This window comes from Brevibacterium sp. HMSC07C04, from assembly GCF_001815905.1.
Classification (GTDB): domain Bacteria; phylum Actinomycetota; class Actinomycetes; order Actinomycetales; family Brevibacteriaceae; genus Brevibacterium.
The window spans coordinates 1-22,270 of the sequence record NZ_KV823251.1 but is presented as its reverse complement, the minus strand read 5'-3'; the positions used below and the strand labels follow the sequence as shown (position 1 = coordinate 22,270).

Here is a 22,270-nt window from a genome sequence, read left to right as displayed (position 1 = left end):
CGCCCCGCATATCATATTGTTTTGGGGCGAAGGCTCTTTGCACACACCGTGATTCACAACGACGTGAAAGGACAACCATGAGCTGGTTCGACGACCGTCCCTGGCTGAAAACAGGGGCACAGCACGAAGGCTATGGCCGAACGATCCCCGACACCACGATGCTTCATCTGCTTGACGAAGCGGTGCGCACCAACCCTGATGGTCCCGCTATCCGCTATTGGGGCACGACCATCACCTACCGCGAGTTCGACGCATACGCGCGTGCTTTCGCCCAGGTGCTCGCTGATGGCGGATTCGGCGCCGGAGACAGGCTGGCACTGTACCTGCAGAACGTGCCCGCCTTCCCGATTGCTGTGTTCGCCGCGTGGAAGCTCGGCGGACAGGTCGTCCCGCTGAACCCCATGTACAGGGGAGAACTCGAACACATCTTCAGTGATTCGCAGCCCAGCGCAATCGTCGCCTCCGCCCACGCATGGAATGACAGGGTCAGCAGCTGGGCCCAGCACATCCCGCAGATCTTCACCGTCAGCGAAGACGACTTCATTCCCGGCGAAGTTCCCGCTGTCATCGCACCGCTTCTGGAGAACACGGAAACTGGGCAGACAGACTTCCTCAGTGCCATAAACTCTGCCCTCCAAAGCGGAAACACAGACAGTGTCCCAGCACAGCCTCCGGTCGGTCCGAGCGATCCCGCCATGATCGGCTACACATCAGGGACCTCCGGACGCTCCAAAGGCGCTGAGATTCTGCACGTGGGCATCGCCCACAATGCGCAGATGGCCCGGGTCCAGAACGACTACGGGCCGGAACACTCATACTTCACCCTGGCACCGGTGTTTCACATCACGGGCTTTGTCACCCAGATGCTCGCCGCGGTGGCGTGTGCCAGCAAACTGGTGATGAACTACCGGTTCGAACCGACTTCGGTGCTGCATATGCTGCGCGAAGAAAAACCGCACGCCATGGCCGGCCCGGCAACAGCGTTCCTCGCTCTTTTGGCTCACCCTCAGTTCACGGGAACCGAGTTCGACAGCTTCACGGCGATCAACTCCGGAGGCGCGCCCGTGCCCGAAGCGCTCGTCGACAGGTTTGAGGAGCGCACGGGGCATTACATCGGCCAGGGCTACGGTCTGACGGAAACTTCGGGACAGTCGGCTGTTGTGCCGCAGGGCATGCGAGCACCCGTCGACGAGAAAACCGGAACCGTGTCGGCGGGACTGCCGCTGGCTTCTACGTTCTATCGGATCATCGACCTTGACGGTCAGGAAGTCGGCCCCGGTGAGGTGGGAGAAATCTGTGTGAGCGGGCCTATCATCGCCCGGTCCTACCTCAACAACCCCGAAGCGACAGCTGCAAACATTCCCGGTGGTGAACTGCGCACCGGGGACGTCGGCTATATGGATGAGGACGGTTGGCTGTTCATCATCGACCGAGTGAAAGACATGATCAACAGCTCCGGCTACAAGGTCTGGCCGCGCGAAGTCGAAGACGTGCTGTACCGGCACCCGGCGGTGATGGAAGCCGCGGTGGTCGGAGCGCCTGATGACTACCGCGGTGAAACCGTAGCTGCTTTCGTCAGCCTCAAAGCCGGTGAGCAGGCGACTGAGGAAGAGCTCATCGAGTTCTGCCGAGAGCGCCTGGCAGCCTACAAAGCTCCCCACACGGTGACTTTCATCGACGAAGTGCCGAAGAACGCCAGCGGCAAGATTCTGCGCCGCGAAGTTCGCCGCAGCGCAGCCGAGGCCGCTGAGGCCTCCGACAGCGCACAGTGACGCAAGCTCGCACACGCTGGTCTTCCGGGAGGTCATAAGCCTCTCGGAAGACCAGCACAGCTTTGCACGGGGGTAGACTTTCGGCGATGTCACAACCGTCTGCCACTCTCAATCGCGAGATTCTCCGGCTGGCCCTTCCCGCGCTCGGTGCGCTTGCCGCGGAACCTGTCTTTCTGCTCGCCGATACCGCCATGGTGGGTCACCTGGGTGAGGTTGCCCTGGGCGGTCTTGCAGTTGCAAGCACTGTTCTCCAGACCGTGCTGGGTCTGATGATCTTCCTTGCCTACGCCACGACCCCGCGGGTGGCGCGCAGGCTGGGTCGCGGTGACACGCGAGGTGCCGTCTCGGCCGGGTTCGACGGTATGTGGTTGGCGCTTGTCACTTCGGTGATCCTTCTGGCAGTGGGCCTGCCCTTTCTCGAGACAATCGTTGTGGCCTTCGGTCTGCCTGCCGTGGCGGTGCCCGGCGCTGTCTCCTATCTGACGATTTCGTGGTGGGGGCTTCCCTGCATGCTCGTAGTCATTGCGGCCACGGGCCTTCTGCGCGGCCTGCAGGATACGCGCACGCCGCTGATAGTGGCTGCCTGCGGCTTCGGAATCAATATCGCGCTCAATGCTCTTTTCATCTACGGGCTCGGCATGGGGATTGAGGGTTCAGCCCTGGGCACTGTGACAGCCCACGGGCTCATGTGCATCGTGTACGTCATCATCGCGGTTCGTGCTGCAGTTCGCTACAAGGCCAGTCTGAAGCCTGACTGGGTGGGAGTGCTGCTGGCCGCTCGCACCTCCGGATGGCTGCTGCTGCGCAATGCCGCACTGCGGTTGGCGCTCATCACCCTGGTCAGCCTGGCAGCCTACGGAGGCACAGCCGAACTCGCCGCCCTGCAGATTACCCTGACGCTTTTCACTTGCCTCGCCCTCGTGCTCGATTCGCTGGCGATTGCTGGACAGGCACTCGTCGGTCTGCAGATAGGCCGCGGCGACCGAGCGATGGTGCGCGCCGTCAACCGCCGCCTGGCGATGTGGGGAGTGGGCTTCGGCTGTATCGTCGGCCTGCTCCTGGCGGCGATGTCGCCGTGGATTGGCCGTTTCTTCACATCAGACCCGGAAGTCATCGGCATCACCTTAAAGCTCGTTCTCGTCCTGGCCGTCAGCTTGCCGCTGGCAGGCTATGTCTTCACGATTGACGGCATTCTCATGGGTGCTGAGGACGCCCGCTATCTCGCACTGGCCCAGGTCGGCGCCTGTTACGGGTTCGCGATTCTCACCGCCGCAGTCGAGTCCGTGTGGCCGAGCATTGTGGCGCTGTGGGCGTGCTTTGCCATCGGCTTCATGGCCCTGCGCGCAATTGGCCTGGGTGCGCGAATGGGCTCAGACAAGTGGATCATCCGCGCGGAGAAGCTACAGTGAGTGGTATGGACATCACACCTCTCGAACCCGGCAGCCAGCAGCAGCTGCGTCCGTTTGCGGACCTGGTTCCCGGCGCGCCCGCTGACTGTGATCAGGGACTCATTGCCAGTGTTTCCGGCCAGGCTGTCGGCGCGGCGTGGCTGAAAGACGACGGTCCGGCAGCGCTGGGCTTTGTCGGTGAGGGCATTCCGCAGGTCTACGTTGCCGTTGCCGAGGAGCACCAGGGCAAAGGCCTGGGCACGCAGCTGCTGGGAGGAGCGCTGTCCCTTGCCCGCATGTCCGGAGCGAAGGCCGTCAGCGCTGCGGTAGCCGAAGCGAACGAAGCACAGGAGCTCTTCGGCCGGCTGGGCTTCACCGATGTGGGCTTCGGTGAGGGCACGTACGTTCTGATGGCTGATTTGAGCGAGCGGAAATGACGCACCCGCTGGACGAAGCGATCCGTTTCACCGTCATCCGCTCTGACGACTCCGGTGGTGTGCTGCGGGCGGCAACCCACCCCGCGTACAACAACATGGTCGGCCCCTTCGGCGGGATCACCGCCGCGCAGCTGCTGGCCGCAGTCCAGCAGCACCCCGCCGCTCAGGGCGGCGCCGCAGCCCAAACCCTCAACTACACGCTGCCGGTGGAATACGGCGAGTTCGACATTCACCTGGAACTGGTGCAGACGAACAAGTCGAACCAGCACTGGAACGTGCGGATCACGCAGGGGGAGAGCACACCGGTCACCGGCAGCGTTGTCTTCACATCTGAACGCGACACCTTTGCGCATCAGGAAGCGCGTTTGCCGCAGGTGCCGGGCCCGGAAGAGTGTGAAGTGACTCCGCCCCTGGCTGATCTGCGCTGGCTGAATAACTACGAGTTCCGCTTTGCCCACGGTGCCTATGAGCTCGGCCGCGAGCACGGGGATTCAGAGTCCGTCTACTGGCTGCGCCACGCCCCCAGCCGTCACTGGGATGCTGTCGCTCTGGCCAGTGCTGCGGATTCCTTCTTCCCGCGCATTTTTCTGCGCACCGGAAAACCACACCCAGCCGCTACGATCTCGCTGACCACGTACTTCCTGGGCACACCGGAAGATTACGCATCCGCGGGCGAATACCTGCTGTGCCAGGGCCGCGCACAGCGCTTTGGCGGGGGAACAGCAGACCAGAGCGCCCGCCTCTTCAGCTCCGCGGGGAATCTGCTGGTCTCAACTCACCAGCTGACGTACTTCCGCGGCTGAGCGTTTCGGAAGCTCCCATAAAAAGCACGAGGTGCCGCTCAGGTGAGCGGCACCTCGTGCTTCTTCCGTCTGGGGTCGGGGGGAGCAGACCCGCCTGGGATTCAGGCTTTCTTCGCCGGGAAGCGGCGCAGGCCCTCCACGAGAGCGTCGCGGTCGCCGGCAAAGCAGACGCGCACCCAGCCTTCGCCGAAGCTGCCGAACGCGGTGCCCGGAGCGACCGCCACACGGTGCTCCCGCAGGAAGTTCTGCGCCCACGCGCCGACATCGCCGGCGGAGTCGTGGCTGACGTTGACGAACAGGTAGAAGCCGCCGGCGGGGTTGACGTATTCGAGGCCGAGCTCATCAAGCACTTCGAGAGCGGCACGCCGGTTCTCGGTGTAGTGGTCGCGCGCGGCTTCGAGATCGTCCTGCGGGCCTGCCACCGCGGCAATCGCAGCGTACTGCGACGGCGTGTTGACACAGCTGGCATTGGCTTCCTGGACCGCGGCAAAGCGCACGTCGAGGCCCTTGGGCAGCACCAGGTAGCCCAGGCGGGCACCCGTGAGCGCGTAGCTCTTCGACAGCGAGTACACCGACATCACGCGGCCGTCGGTGTCGAACACTGCCGGCGAGGTGAAGGGCACCTGCGCGTCTTCGAACAGAATGTGTTCGTAGACCTCATCGCTGATGACCCACAGATCGTAGCGCTTGGCGAAGTCCATGATCTGCTCAATGAGTGCAGGCGGGATGACAGTGCCCAGAGGGTTGGACGGGCTGTTGATGAGAATCGCCTTCGTCTTCTCGGTCACGAGGCCCTCGAGCACGTCAATGCGCGGCAGGAACCCGTCTTCGGGCTCCAGTTGGTAGGCCACCGGTGTGGCACTCATGAGCATCGGAGTCATGAAGAACGTGGCGTAGCCGGGGTCTGGAACGAGGATTTCGTCACCCGGGTCGAGCGCCATGCTCATCGCCACGTTGAGAGCCTGCGAACCGCCGGCCGCGACGTTGATCTGATCGGGGTCTACTGTGTAGCCGTTGTAGGTGCGCAGCTTCTGGGCAAGAGTTTCGCGCAGTTCGTCAATGCCCTGGTTGGCGGTGTAGCTCAGGTCGTCGCGCAGCCAGGCATCAGCACCGGTCTTCTTCACGTGCTCAGACACCGGCAGGCTGGGTTCGCCGACAGACAAGTCGATGACGTTGTCCATCTTTGCGGCGAGTTCGAAGACCGCGCGAATACCAGAATCGGGGACATTGGCAGCGCGCTGGCTCAGCTTCGGCATGGGGGACTCCTCGAGGGGCACTATGAATTAACTGTCAGGGATGTGCACTCAGTCAATCACGCGGTTTCAGTCTTGAAAAGAGCAGCGCATAGCAATGCGCATATATGTCGATGGTTTTCTATGACACGGCGGCGCCTGCCGGTCTAGCCTGTGCGGAGCTTAAGCCCGTTGACAGTCTCATTGACAGTGAGGAAACACCGTGGTTCGTCCGCACCCCATGACCGCCGCGCTCGCGGCCGCTGCAATCAGCGCTTCTGCTTTTATGCCGACCATCCCAGTCAATGCCGCCGAAGGTGCTGCCGCAAGTGCGGTGTGCCCTCCGGCCGCGCAGAACAAAGCCGACCATGAACGGCTGACACTTGAAAAAGAGCACACGGACGCGGTTGCCATGTGCATTGACGGGCAGAAGAACATGCGCCTGTTCACGAAGGCCGACCTCGCTTCCGGGAACGGTCAGCGCCTCGTGCCTGAAGACGTGGCGTTCCACGTGACCGACGCGCTCAAAACCCAGGTGCCCGCCAAAGGCTTTGAATTCACCGGCGCTGCCGGTAAAGACGCCTGGATGATTCCCGAAGTCCAGAACCACAACGGCCTCTGGGCCGGCTGGAACACAGAGGACATCCGTGAGGGCATGGTCGATGGCGACCATGTCACGATGCGGCTCAACCAGAAGAAATCCGTCCTGCCAGAAGGTGCGCAGGTCGAGCTCTTCCAGGCGGGTCTGTTCGGCACCAAGCGCATCCTGTCCTCATCAGATCCGAAGCACTCCAGCTACGCCCAGTCGCTGGGCGCACACGTTCACGCCAACTGGACCTTCACCAAGCCCGGTGTCTACCGCCTCGTGTTCTCCGCCGAGGCCACCGTTGGGGGAAAGAAAACCGCTGACGAAAAGGAATACGTCTTCGCTGTTGGCCAAGCCGGCATCGACGAACTGAAGAAGCCCGCCGACGATTCGGGCGAGCAGCCGAACCCAGACAACCCCGGCGGCACACAGCCGCCCAGCGGTCCCGGGGGCGGCACCTCGGGCCCCGGAGAGGGCCATGCGCCCAACCAGCCGAATCCTCCGACCGACTCCGGCAACGCCGAACTCGCACCGGACACCGTGAAAGTCACGAAGGACAAAGACTCCTACAAGCTGGGGGACCAGCCGAAGCTGACGGCGAAGGTCAAGGCAAAGACCGATGTTCAGGTCCAGTGGCAGACCAAGCAGCGCGGTGACAGCTGGCGCAGCTACCAGGGTGCTGCTGGGCGCAAGCTCGTCCTGCCGAAGCTGACAGACGACTACCGCGACATGCAGGTCCGCGCACTGGCTGTGGCAAAAACCGGTGCGCAGACTGTCTCAGAGCCGGTGACAATTGACATCGAAGGCGAAGGGCAGAACCAGAAGGCCCCGCAGAAAGACACGGAGTCAAACGGTTCTCCGTCCGCCGGCGGCGCAGCGGCCGCCCCAGCTGCCCCCGGCGCACAGTCTGCAGCGCAGCCGGCCGGATCGGCACCTCAGCCGTGCGTGCCGGACAGCTCAGCCGGTGGTGGCGCTGGTGGCGACGCCGCCGGAAGTGCCGGTGCGTCCGGCGGATCCGCCGCGGGAGGCGCAAGCGGCACTGGTGCCCAGGGCAGCACAGCTCCAAAGGGCCAGCGCGTGCGCGCAGAAGCCGGTCACTTCGACTTCGGAGCGCGACTGAACGGTGGACAGGCCTCCGCACAGATCAAAGACGACCGCACCGCACCGCCGGTGTGGCGCAACCCCGACGACGTTGAATTCATCATCGGCCAGGCCGCAAAGAAGCCCGTTCCGGCCGGCTACGAGTTCCTCGGTTCCGCCGGATCACAGGTCTACATGATTTCGCAGCAGCAGGAAGACCGCGTCCCGTGGCTGGGCTGGAACACCCAGGACCCAGAGATCATGAACCGCGCATCGAAAGTCACGATGACTCTGACCAATGTCAGCGGTCCCGGCCAGATGCACGTCTTCCTCGGCGGCAGCGGACTCGGCGGCGGCAGCGCCACCCGTGTGTTCAGCAAGGCCGGCGACTCCTACCAGGTGCCGGTGGGAACACACCAGCACGGCTTCTGGGCGTTCACAAAGCCCGGCACCTACACCGCCAACATCCGGTTCACCGTGGCGCTGAAGTCCGGCGGCACCACGACCGCCGACGGCACCCTGCACTTCAACGTCGGAGGCGGCGCACAAGCCGGCGGCAGCATCAAAGCCGACCAGCAGCCGGCTGAGGGCCAGCAGCAGGCTGGGGAGCAGCCGACAGGCGGCGCCACGCCGCAGACGGGGGAGCAGACTGCTGACGATTCCGCCTCGCCAGCACAGCAGCCAGCGGGTGATCCGTGCGCGCTGCCCCGAACCGGCGTGAACGGCCTCGGTGTGACCGGCGCTGTCGGTCTTGGCCTGCTGACCGTCGGTGCGGCAGCCGTCTGGATCCAGCGTCGTCGCACCTCCAAGTGAAGGTCCGCCGACTGCTGAGGGTCGCGGCAGCAAGTGCCGCGGCCCTCGCCCTGACCGGCTGTGCAACGGGTCTGCCCAGCAGCACAGAACAGCTGCGCGTGGTCGCCACAACCGGCATCATCGCCGACCTGGCCTCCCACGTCGCAGGTGATGCCGCCCAGGTCCAGCCGCTTGTGCCCAAAGGAGCCGACCCGCACAGCTACGAGCCGACCCTGCGGGACGTGCGCAGCATCGTCTACGCCGACGTCGCCCTGACGAACTACCAGATGCTCGAAGAGCACCGGCTCATCACGACGGTCGATGCAAACCTGCCGAAAACGTCTATCAACGCGGCCGTGGCCGAAAACGCAGTGAAACACGGGGCCAATGTCATCCCGCTGGTTGAAGACGTCCACCTGGACACCGTGTGGTTGGGGCTGCGAGTGCACGGCACCGCGGATTCTCGAGGTGCCGACCGCAGTTCTGAGGTGCGTTTGAGGATGACGGGGGCTTCCGTGCCGGAAGGAGCTTCAGCGCACACGTTCCTCACGCGCTCACTGGGCCAGACGGACGTGCTGTTCGACACGACTGACGGCTTCGGCCCGGAAGATCTGGTGAGTCTGCCGCCGGCAGCCCACACCCACGTGTCCTGGGCCTTCAGCAAACCGGGGGTCTACCGGCTGCGGTTCTCCGCCGGTTTGGCCACGCGCGCCGAAGACAGCCGCGAACAGCGGCTGGCCAGCGGCGGTTTTGCAGTCGTCGTCGGCAAGGACCCCGCGACGATCCCGGAAATGAAAGGCCGCAGGGTTGTGGATGCGGGCCACGCCGACATCACGGTCGATGCCGATGCCGGCAGATTCGCCCTGGCCGTGGACAAAAAGGGCGGGGGACTGGAGTACCTGGACCCGGCCGAAACCGCCGTATCCGTGACCAACAGCGCATGGAGGGACATCCCGCGCGGAGCGTCGTTCCTCGGACCTGCAGGCACACCCACCTACCTGCTGCCACAGGCTGTGCTCGGCAAACACGTCCACGGGGAAATCGACCCGCACATGTGGCTGTCAGCAGACAACGCGATCGCCTACGTCAAGGTCATCCGCGATGTCTTCAGCCGCGCCGATCCCGCAAACGCCGAAACCTACAGGGCGAACGCTGCGAAGTACATCGACCAGCTCGACCAGTTGGACGCCGAAGTGCGCCGTGAGATCGACGCAATACCCAAACACAGGCGGCACATCGTCACAGCGCACGACGCGTACCGGTACTTCGCGGATGCCTACGGGCTTTCAATCGCCGGCTTCGCAAGCCCTTACCCGGGAGCAGAGCCGTCTGCCGCAGACCGGCGCAGACTCGGCGACACCATCCGGAACCTCGACATACCGGCCGTGTTCCTGGAGCCGATGGGCCGCTCACCCGCGCTGACAGATGCGGCCGCCGCGGAAGGCGCCGAAGTCTGCACGCTCTATTCCGACACTTTTGACAATCACGTGTCCAGCTACATCGAACTCATGCGCACTAACGCCCGCACTCTGAAAGGCTGCCTCGCACCATGAAAATCGCAAAGAGACTCTCAGGCATCCTCGCCGCCGCCATGACCGCAGCCATCGTCGCCAGCGGAACACCAGCAGCAGCGGCACCAGCCGACGGCGGTCAAGACGGACTGCAGCAGAAAGTCACCAGTGACGAGGCCTTCGGCAGCGAGCAGGTCGTGCGCTCAGAAGGCCACATCGACCTGGGACCGAAGATCACCCAGGACGGACTGGTGTTCGCCGCGCGCGATGACACCGAAAGCACACCCGTGTGGCGGCACCTGGACGACCTCGTCCTCCAAGTCGGTGACACCGCCAAGACACAGATCCCAGAAGGAGACCAGTACGACTTCACCGGCGCCTCGACCGGGGACGACGTGTGGATCATTCCCCAGGTCGAACAGCCCGGCGTGCCGTGGCTGGGCTGGAACACACAGGACCCCGCATTCCTCGACGGCGCGGTTGACAAGGTCACCCTGCGCTTCACCGGCGCACAGGGACCGGGGAAGGTGAGCCTGTTCCTGCAGAACGGTGATTTCGGCGAACCCGATGTTCTGTGGACGGGAGACAAAGCGGCCGACGTCAATGTCGACCTCAACACCCACACGCACGCCAACTGGGTCTTCACGAAGCCCGGCGTCTACCTGGTGACCGTCAGCCTGAGCTCCAAGCGCAGCGACGGCACCACGAGCGAAGACACACAGACCATCCGGCTTGCTGTCGGCGATGACGCCGACCCCAAGGAAGCAGCCCGGGCAGAAGCCACGCAGCCGGCATCAGGCGAACAGGACAGGGCACAACCGGCGGACAGTGGCGCTCAGGGCACCGACCCGGCGGTTCTCATCGCCATCGGCATCGGCGCTGTTGCAGTTCTCGCCGCTGTTTTCTTCACCGTCATCGCCGTCATCAACCGACGCCGCAGGGCCGCGGGTGGCAGCCGTGAGTGAGCCGCTGCTGACACTGGACCGGGTCACGGCCTCACTGGGCGGGCGGACAATCGTCCGCGGCGCCGACCTTGAGATCCGGGCCGGGGAGTTCACCGCGCTGCTGGGACCCAACGGCGCCGGCAAAACAACCCTGCTGCGCTCCATCCTCGGCACCATCCCGTCTACTGGAACCATCACGGTCAACGGCAAGCCGATCTCCAGGAAGAACCGTCCCGGCTACGTGCCGCAGCACCAGTCCTTCGCGTGGGACTTTCCCGTCACGGTGTCCACCGCCGTCATGACGGGGCTGCCCAGGCGCCTGCTGCGGCCGGTCGAGCACTATCGAGCGGTCGACAGGGCGCTGGCTCACGTCCACCTCGCCGACTTCGCCAACCGGCCCGTCGGTGCGCTCTCGGGTGGGCAGAAACAGCGTGTTCTCGTAGCGCGCGCCCTCGTGGGAGGAGCCGACGTTCTCCTGCTTGACGAACCTTTCACCGGAGTCGACATGCCGACACAGGAGTTCCTCACCGACGTCTTCACTGACCTTGCCCGCAGCGGCACAGCCATCTTCATGTCCACCCACGACCTCCCGGCAGCCCTGCGCACCTGCTCCCACTGCGTGCTGTTCGACGGAACCGTGCGCGCGCACGGCGCAACAGAGGACATCCGCAGTCGCGAACTGTGGGCCGACGTCTTCGGCATCGACGCGACTTCCTCCCTTCTGGAGGCAGTGTGACGCCCCTGGACTTCTTTACCGACCTGTTCAACCCGCAGCTTGCATTCCTGCCCCGCGCGCTCGCCATGGCCGTCCTGGCCGCCGCGCTGTGCGGAATCGTCGGCACCTATGTTGTGCTGCGCGGGATAAGCTTCATCGGCGACGCCGTTTCGCACGCCGTCTTCCCAGGGCTCGCCACAGCCTTCGTCATCGGAGCCGACCTCGCGCTCGGCGGAATCATTGCGGGACTGGCCACCTCGCTGGCCGTCGCAGTGGTGTCACAGCTGCGCAGACTGCGGGAAGACTCCGTCATCGGTGTGTTCCTCGTGGCGGCTTTCGGTCTGGGTATCGTCATCATCTCCCGGGCGCCCGGCTACGCGGGATCGCTCACCGACTTTCTGTTCGGCTCCCTGACGGGAGTCCCGGTGCGCGACCTCGTGGTCGTCGCGGCCGTTGGAGCTTTCATTGCGGTTCTGTTGGCGGTTTTCCACCAGCAGCTCGTCGCCGTCAGCCTCGACCGAGAGTTTGCGGCCGTGCAGGGCATCCGCGTGTTCTGGATCGACATGCTGCTCTACGTGTGCGTGACGCTGGCCGTCGTCTTCTCCATTCAAACGGTCGGCAACATCCTGGTGCTCGGCCTGCTCATCACGCCCGCCGCTGTCGCCCGGATGCTGACAGAGCGCCTGTCCGTCATGTTCGTCCTCGCACCGACCATCGGTGCGGTGTCAGCGTTCATCGGCCTGTGGCTGTCCTGGACTCTTGACACCCCGGTCGGCGGCACCATCGTTCTTGTGCTCACCGCAGTCTTCTGTGCGGCATGGCTGGCAGCTCCGCGCCACGGACTCATCTTCCGGTTGAGGTCCGCATGACGATGTGCCGTCTGGTCGCCGCTGCTGCGTGCGCTCTCGCTGTGCTCGCCCCGGGGACGGCAGCCGCTGCCGAACCGAAAGGCGAAGCGCAGATCCGCGTTGAGGGGAAGACGGGAGGAACCGTCGACTTTCCCGCCGCCGGAAGAGCCGTCATCTCCGATGGCGAACTGAGCTTCGCCGACGCCGATGCGCTGAGAATTCTCGAAAGGCCCGTGCCGCTGACCGCACACTGGAAACACGGAGGGGCCCTCGAGGTGTCCGTCACGGGGCCCGCGGGCGTGTACTGCATTGCTGTTCGCGACGGTGACCGCACCAGCCCCCGTGTAGAAAAAGTCCTCCTGGGTCAGCGATTCGCGCTGGGACCAGAAGGTGATATTGACTGCCCGGATTCCGTCGATCTGCTTCCCTCGGTCGACCAGCCGGGCCAGCCCCCGCACGAGTACCACCCGGACGAGACAGAAGACCAGACGAGCTCCGCCTCGCCAGACGATCAGAGTCAAGGAGAGAACCCCGGTGAGCAACAGCCGACCCCGCAGTTTCGTGCGACGCCCTCTTGGGAAACCAGAACAGCCGACGAAGAACCGGCCCTCCCCGAAGCCCTGCCGGCCTACGCGATGATGTGCGACGGCGATGCCCGCACCATTCGAAGCGGAATTGCCGAAGCAGAAAGCGCCACGGCAATGGGAATTGCCGCAGACGCCAAGCAGCAGGGGGAGTGGCGCACCGGTCTGCCCGGCAGTCCGCAGCTGCAGTTCACGGCCGGCAACGCGGATAAGCAGATTGAGCTGGCCGAAGTCAACGGCCCCGGCAGCGTCTCGCTGCTGACAATCGACCCGGTCGGCGCAGAAGAACTCCTTGCCCAAGAGGGCGAAAGCTTCTCAGTGCCCGCGCAGAGCACGATGATGCCGACGCTGAGCTTCACACAGCCGGGCCAATACACGCTCGGCCTGCGGATCGACGGAAAAGACGCGGAGCTCAACGTGAGTGTGGGCGAACTGCGCTCCGACAAAGGCAGTGCGGTCGACACGGCGCTCGAACGCTGCGAAGGCGCGTACAGCCTGGTGTCAGCCGCCGCTCCTCCGCAGGCAGTCCAGCCACAGCAGCGACAGGCACAGCGCTCGCCTCTGCTGTGGCTGGTGGCAGGCGGTGCCTTCGGCCTCGGAGGGGTTCTGCTTGCCGTGCCCATCGGCATCCTGACGCGGAGGCGCCGATGAAGCACGCGACAGCGGCTGTGTGCGCCCTGCTGGGAATCGCAAGTCTTGTGCTCGGCGGACTTCTGGTGGTTCAGCTGCAGAACGATGACTCCGCGACCCACGCGACTCCACCAGTGCCGGAGCGCCCCGAATCACCTGATCTCCCCGCTGATGAACAGCAGAGCGCTCAGCCTCCGCAGCTCGAATCGCCATGGCTCACAGCAACAGCCGAAAAGACCGGGATACCGGCGCGTGCTCTGCAGTCCTATGTCACCGCCGAAGCGTGGGCGGGCAGGGAACACCCCGAATGCGGCTTGGGATGGACGACCTTGGCGGGCATCGGGTTCGTCGAAACAGCCCACGGCACCATCGGCGGGTCCGCCGTCGATGACACCGGGGTGGTAGGTCCGGAGATCTTCGGGCCGAAGCTCGACGGCTCTGTGCGCGGCACGGCTGTCATCACCGACACCGACGGGGGACGGCTCGACGGGGACAATGAGCACGATCGCGCGGTCGGACCCATGCAGTTCCTGCCCAGCGTGTGGGACAAGATGGCAGTTGACGCCAACGGCGACGGCAAAAAAGATCCGCACAGCTATGACGATGCGGCCGTGACAGCCGCGGCCTACCTGTGCGCCGAGCGCAGCATCACGACACCGGAGGAGTGGACGAAGGCGGTTTTCTCCTACAACCCCGATGAGGCCTATGTGAATGCGGTGTGGCAGGCGGCGAACAAAGCCGGCACTGACGCCGCTGCGTAGGCGAAGTGCGCGTGGGTCGGCAGGTGACTCCTACCTTCTGACCCGACGTGGCGCCGACCAGGGGCCACGCCTTTCAGGCGCGCTATGTCCCGAAAGTCAATCTAGCCCCTGTCTGGCCGTCGCTCCCACGAGCCGTGAGTGAAGTCCGGCGTGGGGATAGCCTCGGTCCTTCGCTCGCTGTGGCTCGTGAATGCGAGCAGGTGCGGAACGCTCCCGAGGTGGCTCGATGGGACCAAGCCACCTCGGCCGCCTAGCCGTCGGTGACGAAGGCCCCCTCGTGATGACCATCGGTGGCGAGGTCGACGACCCCGTCGTGGGGGTGTAGTGCATCTGCGTGATGCGCGCGTCGGTGCGCCACAGGCGTTCGGCGGCGAGATAGACGCCCTGTCACAGCCAAACGTGTGACACGTCTCAGCTGCCAGCACAACCTTCCGAAGCGGTTTTACCTCGTTTGAGGTATGCAACAGACCAAAGTCGCAATCTAAAGTGCAGACAGGGTGAAGGACAGTTTGATGTCGACACATCCGGCGCTCTATTGGCGTCTACTCGCACACCGGAGAAAAGAATATGAAAACTAGACCCGCTTCATTGATACGCCCGCTCGTCGGCATGACCGCTGTAGGTTTCTTGTGCCTGGGTGGGATCGCGACTCCTGCTCTCGCTGAAGAAGCTGCGATGACTTCCGCGGAGGCGCTTGTCGAGTTCGAGCAGGAGTTGGGCGTAAAGGCCAACGAAGGCGACGAAGAGGCCAAACTGGGCCTGGAGCTTCTCGAGGATCTGGATCCGAGTCTGCGTGTTGAGCTGGGCGAGGTCCTCACTGGTGAGAGCGAGGTATCTCCTTTTGACCCAAGTGAAGAATCCGTCGAAGAATCCACTGAAGATGCCACGGTGTTGACCGACGGGGACGCACAATGGGGATTCGAGTACCACGAGACGGACGAATACGGTCAAGGCTACGAAGCGGAAGACGAGGCAGTGGAGGAGGCAGCAACTGTAGTCAATGCGGCCTTTGTCTCTCTGAACGAACCCCAGATCTACACTGCTGCTGCAGTCGGCCGGTCAGTTTGGGGCACGCAATGGTTCAAGTTCGCTGGCATCAAGTTGACTGAAACGAAGGTCTGGGGGAAATACTCGTCCAACAAGGGTAAAATCACCAAGATCACCGATTATGGGTGCCAGGTCGTCAAGAACATCGTGCCTGGCAAGAACGTGACCGTAAGCAAGCAGAGCAAGGCCTTCACGTCCTCGACGGCAACCTTCAAATGCAAGGTCCGCGTTGAGCGTGGGGTCATCAAGGGGATGAATTGGTCGACCCGCGAGGGCTATCAGACTCTTAAGGCCAACGCCGGCGGCAAAGTAACCTTCAATGGGTGGACCTGAAAGGACTCGTGATCTAGATGAATCCTCTAGTACCAGACGGATGGGACATATTCGGGGTTGTCCTGGTGATAGCTATCATCTTGGTCATCACCGGAACCGTAATTTGGATGGTTAGGCGAGCTCGACGTAAGGAACACACATCGGTGTGTGAATCAGAGCCACGAGACGAAGCAGTCGGTCAGAACTAGCGGTTTTCAGGTAGCTCCGCTCCTTGAGTCGGCGTGCAAGGGCCGGACGATAGACGTCACGTTTACCGTCCGGCCCTTGCACGCCGTTGCTCCACGTCTCTGGAATGTGATCATCAGACTTGATTCAGCCTTTATCTGGGCGAGGCGACTTCGGTATTGGAAATTGACTGGGCGATCTCGGCGACTGGCGACGCAGCAGACACAGTCTGCGCACATGTGTTCTCACCCTCAGACGCCCCGAAGACGACTGGCGGCACGACCCTAGTGGGCCAGACTTGGTGGACACGGACACTTAGCCATCGGGCAACGGTCGACCCTGACCATAAAGCTCGGGAATGAACAGTCCATCAGACTGCCCTGTTGCGGCCAGGCCGCGGTGCCTCGAGACAGCGCAACCAGGACACTCCTCCACGTCTCCTTCGGACCCCACATGCTGCAGGTCAGGGCCCACCGTTGCCACCCCCGGATCATGGACAACTGGGGGCAGACATCATGCCGGGGCCAGCCGGTTCCCTGCACTGCCTATCCTGACGGAAAACAGTGACACCTAAAAGGTAACGGGCAGCTCGCTGACCAACAGCCCGACATCCCCGATCCGGTTCAACAACTCGCTGTGCCCGGCCGGGTAGGGGCGGTCCAACCCGCCGGCCAGGACGGCGATCGTGTGTCCGCTCGCGGCGAGCACGCTCTTGTGCGCGGCCCCTTCGATCCCGTAGGCGCCACCGGAGACCACAACTCGTTCCTCATCCGCCAGACCCATCGCCAGTTCACCCGCGACCTGCTCTCCATAGGCGGTCGCAGCGCGCGCGCCGGTGATCGTGGCCCGATCACTCAACGCCGTCGTCAAGAACGAGACCGCGCCGCGCGTCCACAGCAGGTACGGCGCACGGTCGCCCAAGTCGTTCAGGCCGGCGGGCCATTCCTTGTCTGCCGGGATGAGCGTGCTGAGCCCGTGCCGCTCCGCCTGAGTTACCTGATCCAGCAGGCCGGACGTTACACGTGCCGTCAGCCGTTCGCGCCACATCAGTGTGTCGGCGCGGGCCAGGCCGGGCACTTCGTCGTCGGATTCGATCAGCCGCAGCGTCTCGACCCCGCCGTGACGGGTGAGGACGTACCCCGTGGTCGGGTCGTTCGGTTCGGCGATCATCGACAGCGCGATCCGCGCCATCCGCTCACCCTGCACCTGCTCCGCCAACGTCGCCATGATCGGTGTCCCTTCCGCTCCAAGGTCACCGACGAGGTACACGCCTGCCTGCCGCCGGGGGTTCCCTCTGTCACGAGTCAGTCGTAAGCTCGGTGGCGAGGCAGGTTCAGCAAACTACGCGGGTCCTTCGGGACGGCCCCTCGCGGGGCACTCGGTTCATAGCCGCCTCCACGACGGACACCCGTCGCGCTATGACGAGGAAGACAGACCCGCAATGCTCCGCACGTCCGTGGCGCTCAGCGCACGAGGCTATGGCGTACTCCGCTACGCACCCACCAACCTGCTGCTCAACGCCATCCGCACCAGACGCGGCCTCAAGTGGGGCATCCCCGCGATGCTGCTCGCCGGGGTCTACCTCTACGCCGCGGCGATCTGCACCACGATCATCAACGACGGCGGCCCCGGCTGGCTCCACCTGATGGTCCTGGTTTTCGTCTGGAACGCCTTCAAGTTCCTCTGGATCGGCCCCGTCAGTCTGATCCAGCTCGTGCGGCGCAGGCGCCAGGAGCGTGTCGGAGGCTGCCGATACGCTCGGACACGCCGGCAGGCTTCTTTGACCTGACTCCCGCGCCCCTGGGGTGATGAGAAGGTGAACGGCCTCTAGGAGCACGCCTGCTCGTGCCGGAACGTACGAGTCGAAGGAGTGCTGATGGGTGCAAGGACGATCCACCCGTTCCCCGCCAGGATGGCGCCGGACATCGCTATCGACCACCTGGACTCCACTGCAGACGAGTCGGAGCTAGTGGTACTCGACCCGATGTGCGGGTCAGGGACGGTCCTCGCCGCAGCGGCAGACAGAGGCCACGCCGCACGCGGGTTCGATGTCGACCCTCTCGCAGTCCTCATGAGCTCCGTTGCCACCCAGGCCGTTGACACCGAGGAAGTCGTCGCCGAAGCCGAGCGCATCTGCGCACTTGCGCGAGCATCCAGCGTGGACTCACCCCGATGGGACGACCCAGAGACGCAGAAGTTCGCCGAGTACTGGTTTGCGGCAACTCAGCGCACTCAACTCAACCGCCTCGCACGGGAGCTGGACGGGATCGGCGATGATGCCGTTCGTCAGGCTCTTCAAGTGGCGTTGAGTCGGATCATCGTCACGAAGGCGCCCAAGGCCTCGCTGGCGGCCGACACATCGCACAGCAGACCACACCGTGTGGCTACCGAATCTAGTTACGACGTCTATCGCGGGTTCGAGGGGTCTGTTGCAAGCCTCAAGAAACTGCTCGACGAGCGATCCATCGTTGGACAGGTTGAGGTTTGTAGGGGAGATGCGCGCGCGCTCGATTTGCCTGATTCATCGGTTGACTTGATTATCACTTCACCGCCATACCTAAATGCGATCGACTATCTACGCGGCCATAAGATGTCGCTGATCTGGTTCGGACACACGATCCCTGAACTGCGGAAGATTCGTTCGAACAGCATCGGGGCAGAACGCGCGCTCGACGGCGACGCTCTAAAGCAGGTCACGGATATGGTGCAGTACATAAAGGACTCGGTGGACGCGCCGGACCAACTTCCCATGGCTACGATCACGCGCTACGCGCACGATCTCGCACTTTTCTCGCGCGAGCTTAACCGTGTCTGCAAGACCGACTCTGAGGTTGTCACGGTAATCGGCAACTCCACGCTGCGTGGAAACTATATTCAGAACGATATGCTCGTCCGAAAGGCGTATGAGCATTCTGGCTTCCTTGTCGCGGCTCGAACTGAGCGCGAGCTGCCGGAGAATAGGCGGTACCTCCCGGTTCGGACTGCGAACCTCGAATCGTCGATGGCGAAGCGGATGCGGACCGAGGTCGTACTGACCGTGAAGAAGCCATGACCACATTCTTCGAGTCGGGCACTGTCACAGACCACATCAATGTCGAAATCAGTTTCCAGATCATCGGCCTATTCTCCGAAGGTCTCTATAGCAGCCCCAACAAGGCGATTGAAGAACTGGTCTCAAACGCTTTTGACGCCGATGCAACGTGCGTACATACCGTCATGTCACCTGACCGAGCTGCGAGTGACGCGTCTATCGCCATCCTTGACAACGGAACTGGGATGGATGCAACCGGACTCAAGGTCCACTGGATCGTCGGCGACTCCGTCAAGGCCAGCAACCGCACAACCGCCCGTGGTCGCCGTACCATCGGGAAGTTCGGCATCGGCAAGCTCGCAGCTTACGTCCTGGGCACCCGCCTGACACACATCACGAAGGCGGACGGGAAATTCTTCTCGACAACCATGGATTTCAAGGCGATTCCAACGCCTCCACCGGCGAGCGAACGCACTGATGAGTCTGAGGGCACCGCGACGCCACCAGTCCAGCTTCCGCTTCGTGAACTCACCGAGGAGGAAGCGCACGGAGCCGTTCGTCCCTGGCTGTCTGACGACACCGGCCGCGAGAACCTGACTCTCTTTGGGGACGAGGCCGAGGACTCCTGGACCGTGGCGATCATCACCGAACTCAAACCGATGGCGATCGAACTCACCGCAGGCATGCTTCGATGGGTTCTATCTACCGCCATGCCATTGCGCGATGACTTCTCCCTGTATCTGAACGGCAACGAAGTCGTCGCCTCGAAAGCATCCGCGAAGCAGGTCGGGGCGTGGGTTCTCGGCAAAGATATTCTCACCATCCCGAGTCCTGCTCCAGAGGAGCTAGACGCGGACACGGACGAGAAGATTCCTGAAGCCGAGTACCAGCAGTTTCTCCTAGTCGACAAGAGTCTGGGCCCTGTTAGTGGGTACCTTGAGCTCTACGAAGACCCCATCGATGCGGGAAAATCTGAAGCAGTTGGGAGAAGCAACGGCTTCTTCGTCTACGTCCATGGCCGACTCATCAACCCCGACGACTCAGGGTTCGGAATCGACCGAAACAGCCTTCGCCACGGCACCTTCTCGCGGTTCCGCCTGGTTATCAACATCGATCGTCTCGACGCCGAGCTCCGATCCAGCCGCGAGACTCTGCTCGCGAGCCCCGTGGTCGAGCGCGCCCGAGAACTCCTTCGTGGTCTCTTCAACCTTGCACGAACGAAACTGGACGCACACGAAACCGAGACCGCTCGCGAAAGGCGGGCCTCGCAGCGCTTCGCTGACAGCCCTGCGAGCCTCACGGAACGACCGATCCTGCGAATGGTCGTGGACTCGTATGAGGAGAAGATTCACTCCCGCCATCTCGTACCGATCGACAAGAAGAAGTTCCCGACCGCCGCAGAGCTGATCGCTTTTCTCGAAAGTCGTATCACTGATGGCGGCGGTCTCATCGGCGATGTCGTGTATGAAGACGTCGGCACGCTGCTTCCAATGGCGATGCTGGACAGCGCAAGCGGGCAGCTCTCGATCAACCTTGAGCATCCCTTTGTGGCACACTTTGCCGACGAGTTCAACGATCGCAAGAAGAACCTCCCTCTGGAACTTTTCGCAATGGCGGAGATTCTTCTTGAAGCAGGGCTTCACGACGCAAACCTTGATGACTCCGCCGTTTCGACCGTTCTGGACTCTCGCGACGAGCTACTTCGCCACCTTGCACGTTCATCGGGTGCGCGCAACTCAATTACCGTCGCGCAGGGCTTGATGGCATCGCTAACTAGCGCCAAAGGCCTTGAGCGTGCGATGGTCGAGGTATTCCAGCAACTCGGTTTCGAGGCCGTCCCGAAAGCAGCAAAGGACGAGCAGGACGGGCTTGCGGAAGCGTTCCTACCTGCGGGTGAGCATGGAAAGACTCAGTATCGAGTCTCCCTAGAGGCCAAGAGCAAAGAGAAGCCCGGCGGAAAAGTAAAGAAGAGCGGCGTTGAGGTATCCACTATTGCGCGCCACCGCGATGAAGCGGAGTGCGATTTTGCGATCGTTGTCGGACCGGACTTCGAGACCGGTGCAGATGACCTCGGTGCGGTCATGCGCGAGATCCAGGCCGATCGGGTGGCGAACCCGACCAAAGGCATCACCCTCATGCGCGCGAAGGACTTGGCGAGGCTGGTGAGGCTGGCGCCGATCAAGCGAGTGAATCTGGCAAAGATGCGCGAACTGCTCGCCACTTGTCAAAGTCCAGCAGACGCAGAAAAGTGGGTCGATGCCATTGCTCTGTCTCAGCCGGAGTCCAGCCCGCATCAACAAATCTTGGAGACAGTGTGGGAGCTCCAGCAGGATGATCGAGACCACACGGTCGAGTACGCGGCACTCAGAACCGCGCTCCGCCTCACTAAGAAGCTAACGATTACTGACGCCGAGTTGCGTGAAGAGTGCTTGGCATTGAGCCGTATGGCTCCTGGATACTTCATGGCTCGTGAAGACCGAGTGGAACTCAACATCAAGCCCGAGAACGTGCTTGCCACGATCCACGCATATGTTGACGATTTGCCCCAAGCAGATGAAGAGCAGACGTAGGAGGCCGACCAGGCACCTACTGGTGGCCCACATGACACCGGGCAACTCCGAAGCCAGAGGACGCTGAACCTATGAGCAATGCGGTCGGGGCGAAGGCTCGTCGCGAAGAGGAGATTGCGTTCCTGGCGATGGAACAAGTGCTTGGGATCGAAATCTCGTTGGCGGACGCGGGCGCTGGTGACAAGATGCCAGACGGTTCTTGGACCTACCCCGATAGCAGAGGACGCAAGGGCATCGTCGAGGTCACGTCGCCGCCAGCCGAGCGCTTGTTGGCTGAGTGGGCGCGAGCGAAGAGGGAGGGTCGGCCACAGACCGAGAGTGGATCGATCCCCACGCATCTGAATCAGTTAGCGCGAGTTTGCGCCGAGATGCTGGCGACGCAGTGGGCATGCCAGAACTTCGAGAAGCTTCTAGCTCAATCGGCGGATGAGCGACATTTGTTCTTGTTCGCTCGGCAACATAGGGATGGCTCCTACTTCTATCGTCTTTCCGACTCCTACGAAGGCGGGACGAGGGAGGACGTGGACGATCTTGTCCTTCCGCATGGCATCTCCGACGTCTGGTTCCGTGGTCGCGCGAGCCGTGACGTGTCCGATCCTCTCGGTGTAACGCAACTCCGGCTGGCAAGGTTTCAGGCAGCATCCGGCTGGCACCGCTACACGGTCCGCATAGAGGAGCGGCAACTGCCAGTGCCCAACCCGAGCATCGCTGACGATCGAGTTCCGGCAGGTTGGCGGCTGCCAAAGGATCGTACTCATCCCGTCGAGGACTGATGATGCACGCAAGACGTGTGCCCACTCGGACGCCCTTGACCCGGTCAAGCATCTGGCTGGCACAAGAGACGCTTCGACCGAGAAACAACGTGTCAATCAGCCCTTCAAGCCGCGGTGACGAGGGGGACCAAAAGGGGACCAGAGTCATGCAAACCATGCATGTCGTGACACGCGCTGCATGACCTGGGGTCCGGAACGACGCGGATTTCGGGATCGGCGGAGCCGTCTAGACGCCTGGGGGTCAAGAGGTCGTGGGTTCAAATCCCGC

At 63.0% G+C, this 22,270-nt stretch carries 18 protein-coding genes; 16 read left to right on the top strand and 2 right to left on the bottom strand.

The window, feature by feature from the left end:
* The first annotated feature begins 77 nt into the window (after nt 1–77).
* The 4 genes from HMPREF3162_RS04425 to HMPREF3162_RS04410 all read left to right on the top strand — a co-directional run bounded on the left by HMPREF3162_RS04425 (nt 78) and on the right by HMPREF3162_RS04410 (nt 4,400).
* Complete coding sequence (locus HMPREF3162_RS04425; RefSeq protein ID WP_070572250.1) at nt 78–1,772, top strand: AMP-binding protein; 1,695 nt, start codon at nt 78–80, stop codon at nt 1,770–1,772.
* A gap of 86 nt (nt 1,773–1,858) precedes the next feature.
* Nucleotides 1,859–3,181 (top strand): MATE family efflux transporter, encoded by a 1,323-nt coding sequence (locus tag HMPREF3162_RS04420; protein WP_070572251.1) that lies wholly within the window; start codon nt 1,859–1,861, stop codon nt 3,179–3,181.
* Nucleotides 3,182–3,186: 5 nt separating this feature from the next.
* The gene (locus tag HMPREF3162_RS04415; protein WP_070572253.1) at nt 3,187–3,597 is read left to right on the top strand and encodes a GNAT family N-acetyltransferase; all 411 of its coding nucleotides are present in this window, start codon (nt 3,187–3,189) and stop codon (nt 3,595–3,597) included.
* Nucleotides 3,594–4,400 carry an acyl-CoA thioesterase gene (locus HMPREF3162_RS04410; protein WP_070777035.1) on the top strand — a complete coding sequence of 269 codons (807 nt, stop codon included), beginning with the start codon at nt 3,594–3,596 and terminating at the stop codon, nt 4,398–4,400. Before HMPREF3162_RS04415 ends, HMPREF3162_RS04410 begins: the two co-directional genes overlap by 4 nt.
* A 101-nt stretch (nt 4,401–4,501) precedes the next feature.
* Here the strand turns inward: HMPREF3162_RS04410 and HMPREF3162_RS04405 are convergent, their stop codons facing one another.
* Nucleotides 4,502–5,656, bottom strand: a complete 1,155-nt coding sequence (locus tag HMPREF3162_RS04405) for a pyridoxal phosphate-dependent aminotransferase (RefSeq protein ID WP_070777034.1) — start codon at nt 5,654–5,656, stop codon at nt 4,502–4,504.
* A 199-nt stretch (nt 5,657–5,855) separates the two neighbouring features.
* On the opposite strand from HMPREF3162_RS04405, the gene HMPREF3162_RS04400 reads away from it, so the two are divergent.
* The 8 genes from HMPREF3162_RS04400 to HMPREF3162_RS04365 all read left to right on the top strand — a co-directional run bounded on the left by HMPREF3162_RS04400 (nt 5,856) and on the right by HMPREF3162_RS04365 (nt 15,463).
* Nucleotides 5,856–8,111 carry a TIGR03773 family transporter-associated surface protein gene (locus HMPREF3162_RS04400; RefSeq protein ID WP_141750110.1) on the top strand — a complete coding sequence of 752 codons (2,256 nt, stop codon included), beginning with the start codon at nt 5,856–5,858 and terminating at the stop codon, nt 8,109–8,111.
* Nucleotides 8,108–9,643, top strand: coding sequence for an anchored repeat ABC transporter, substrate-binding protein (locus tag HMPREF3162_RS04395; RefSeq protein WP_070777033.1), 1,536 nt, complete (start codon nt 8,108–8,110; stop codon nt 9,641–9,643). The genes HMPREF3162_RS04400 and HMPREF3162_RS04395 overlap by 4 nt, the downstream gene beginning before the upstream one ends.
* Nucleotides 9,640–10,566 (top strand): choice-of-anchor M domain-containing protein, encoded by a 927-nt coding sequence (locus tag HMPREF3162_RS04390; protein WP_083304009.1) that lies wholly within the window; start codon nt 9,640–9,642, stop codon nt 10,564–10,566. Before HMPREF3162_RS04395 ends, HMPREF3162_RS04390 begins: the two co-directional genes overlap by 4 nt.
* A complete protein-coding gene (locus tag HMPREF3162_RS04385) occupies nt 10,559–11,281 on the top strand; it encodes a metal ABC transporter ATP-binding protein (protein WP_070572962.1) in 723 nt (240 codons plus the stop codon). The genes HMPREF3162_RS04390 and HMPREF3162_RS04385 overlap by 8 nt, the downstream gene beginning before the upstream one ends.
* Nucleotides 11,278–12,129 carry an anchored repeat-type ABC transporter permease subunit gene (locus tag HMPREF3162_RS04380; protein WP_070777032.1) on the top strand — a complete coding sequence of 284 codons (852 nt, stop codon included), beginning with the start codon at nt 11,278–11,280 and terminating at the stop codon, nt 12,127–12,129. The genes HMPREF3162_RS04385 and HMPREF3162_RS04380 overlap by 4 nt, the downstream gene beginning before the upstream one ends.
* Complete coding sequence (locus HMPREF3162_RS04375; protein WP_070777031.1) at nt 12,126–13,343, top strand: hypothetical protein; 1,218 nt, start codon at nt 12,126–12,128, stop codon at nt 13,341–13,343. The genes HMPREF3162_RS04380 and HMPREF3162_RS04375 overlap by 4 nt, the downstream gene beginning before the upstream one ends.
* Nucleotides 13,340–14,083, top strand: a complete 744-nt coding sequence (locus tag HMPREF3162_RS04370; protein ID WP_070777030.1) for a lytic transglycosylase domain-containing protein — start codon at nt 13,340–13,342, stop codon at nt 14,081–14,083. The genes HMPREF3162_RS04375 and HMPREF3162_RS04370 overlap by 4 nt, the downstream gene beginning before the upstream one ends.
* Before the next feature lie 609 nt (nt 14,084–14,692).
* Nucleotides 14,693–15,463: a hypothetical protein gene (locus HMPREF3162_RS04365; protein ID WP_141759542.1), complete on the top strand. Its 771-nt coding sequence runs from the start codon at nt 14,693–14,695 to the stop codon at nt 15,461–15,463.
* A gap of 735 nt (nt 15,464–16,198) precedes the next feature.
* Here HMPREF3162_RS04365 and HMPREF3162_RS04360 read toward each other — a convergent pair.
* A complete protein-coding gene (locus tag HMPREF3162_RS04360) occupies nt 16,199–16,855 on the bottom strand; it encodes a DNA-processing protein DprA (protein ID WP_083318907.1) in 657 nt (218 codons plus the stop codon).
* Between the two features lie 214 nt (nt 16,856–17,069).
* Between HMPREF3162_RS04360 and HMPREF3162_RS04355 the strand changes: the two genes are divergently transcribed.
* The 4 genes from HMPREF3162_RS04355 to HMPREF3162_RS04340 all read left to right on the top strand — a co-directional run bounded on the left by HMPREF3162_RS04355 (nt 17,070) and on the right by HMPREF3162_RS04340 (nt 22,002).
* Nucleotides 17,070–17,417 (top strand): sulfate permease, encoded by a 348-nt coding sequence (locus tag HMPREF3162_RS04355; protein WP_070777028.1) that lies wholly within the window; start codon nt 17,070–17,072, stop codon nt 17,415–17,417.
* 87 nt (nt 17,418–17,504) lie between these two features.
* On the top strand, nt 17,505–18,680 hold the full coding sequence (locus HMPREF3162_RS04350) for a site-specific DNA-methyltransferase (RefSeq protein ID WP_070777027.1): 1,176 nt from the start codon (nt 17,505–17,507) through the stop codon (nt 18,678–18,680).
* A complete protein-coding gene (locus HMPREF3162_RS04345) occupies nt 18,677–21,229 on the top strand; it encodes an ATP-binding protein (protein ID WP_070777026.1) in 2,553 nt (850 codons plus the stop codon). Before HMPREF3162_RS04350 ends, HMPREF3162_RS04345 begins: the two co-directional genes overlap by 4 nt.
* A gap of 71 nt (nt 21,230–21,300) precedes the next feature.
* Complete coding sequence (locus HMPREF3162_RS04340) at nt 21,301–22,002, top strand: hypothetical protein (RefSeq protein WP_070777025.1); 702 nt, start codon at nt 21,301–21,303, stop codon at nt 22,000–22,002.
* The last annotated feature ends 268 nt before the right edge of the window (nt 22,003–22,270 follow it).

What these genes read in the sequence shown, in the direction of transcription:
- HMPREF3162_RS04425 (WP_070572250.1), top strand. Translation starts at nt 78, where the DNA reads ATGAGCTGGTTCGACGACCGTCCCTGGCTGAAAACAGGGGCACAGCAC.
- HMPREF3162_RS04420 (WP_070572251.1), top strand. Translation starts at nt 1,859, where the DNA reads ATGTCACAACCGTCTGCCACTCTCAATCGCGAGATTCTCCGGCTGGCC.
- HMPREF3162_RS04415 (WP_070572253.1), top strand. Translation starts at nt 3,187, where the DNA reads ATGGACATCACACCTCTCGAACCCGGCAGCCAGCAGCAGCTGCGTCCG.
- HMPREF3162_RS04410 (WP_070777035.1), top strand. Translation starts at nt 3,594, where the DNA reads ATGACGCACCCGCTGGACGAAGCGATCCGTTTCACCGTCATCCGCTCT.
- HMPREF3162_RS04405 (WP_070777034.1), bottom strand. Translation starts at nt 5,656, where the DNA reads ATGCCGAAGCTGAGCCAGCGCGCTGCCAATGTCCCCGATTCTGGTATT.
- HMPREF3162_RS04390 (WP_083304009.1), top strand. Translation starts at nt 9,640, where the DNA reads ATGAAAATCGCAAAGAGACTCTCAGGCATCCTCGCCGCCGCCATGACC.
- HMPREF3162_RS04375 (WP_070777031.1), top strand. Translation starts at nt 12,126, where the DNA reads ATGACGATGTGCCGTCTGGTCGCCGCTGCTGCGTGCGCTCTCGCTGTG.
- HMPREF3162_RS04370 (WP_070777030.1), top strand. Translation starts at nt 13,340, where the DNA reads ATGAAGCACGCGACAGCGGCTGTGTGCGCCCTGCTGGGAATCGCAAGT.
- HMPREF3162_RS04365 (WP_141759542.1), top strand. Translation starts at nt 14,693, where the DNA reads ATGACCGCTGTAGGTTTCTTGTGCCTGGGTGGGATCGCGACTCCTGCT.
- HMPREF3162_RS04360 (WP_083318907.1), bottom strand. Translation starts at nt 16,855, where the DNA reads ATGGCGACGTTGGCGGAGCAGGTGCAGGGTGAGCGGATGGCGCGGATC.
- HMPREF3162_RS04355 (WP_070777028.1), top strand. Translation starts at nt 17,070, where the DNA reads ATGCTCCGCACGTCCGTGGCGCTCAGCGCACGAGGCTATGGCGTACTC.
- HMPREF3162_RS04350 (WP_070777027.1), top strand. Translation starts at nt 17,505, where the DNA reads ATGGGTGCAAGGACGATCCACCCGTTCCCCGCCAGGATGGCGCCGGAC.
- HMPREF3162_RS04345 (WP_070777026.1), top strand. Translation starts at nt 18,677, where the DNA reads ATGACCACATTCTTCGAGTCGGGCACTGTCACAGACCACATCAATGTC.
- HMPREF3162_RS04340 (WP_070777025.1), top strand. Translation starts at nt 21,301, where the DNA reads ATGAGCAATGCGGTCGGGGCGAAGGCTCGTCGCGAAGAGGAGATTGCG.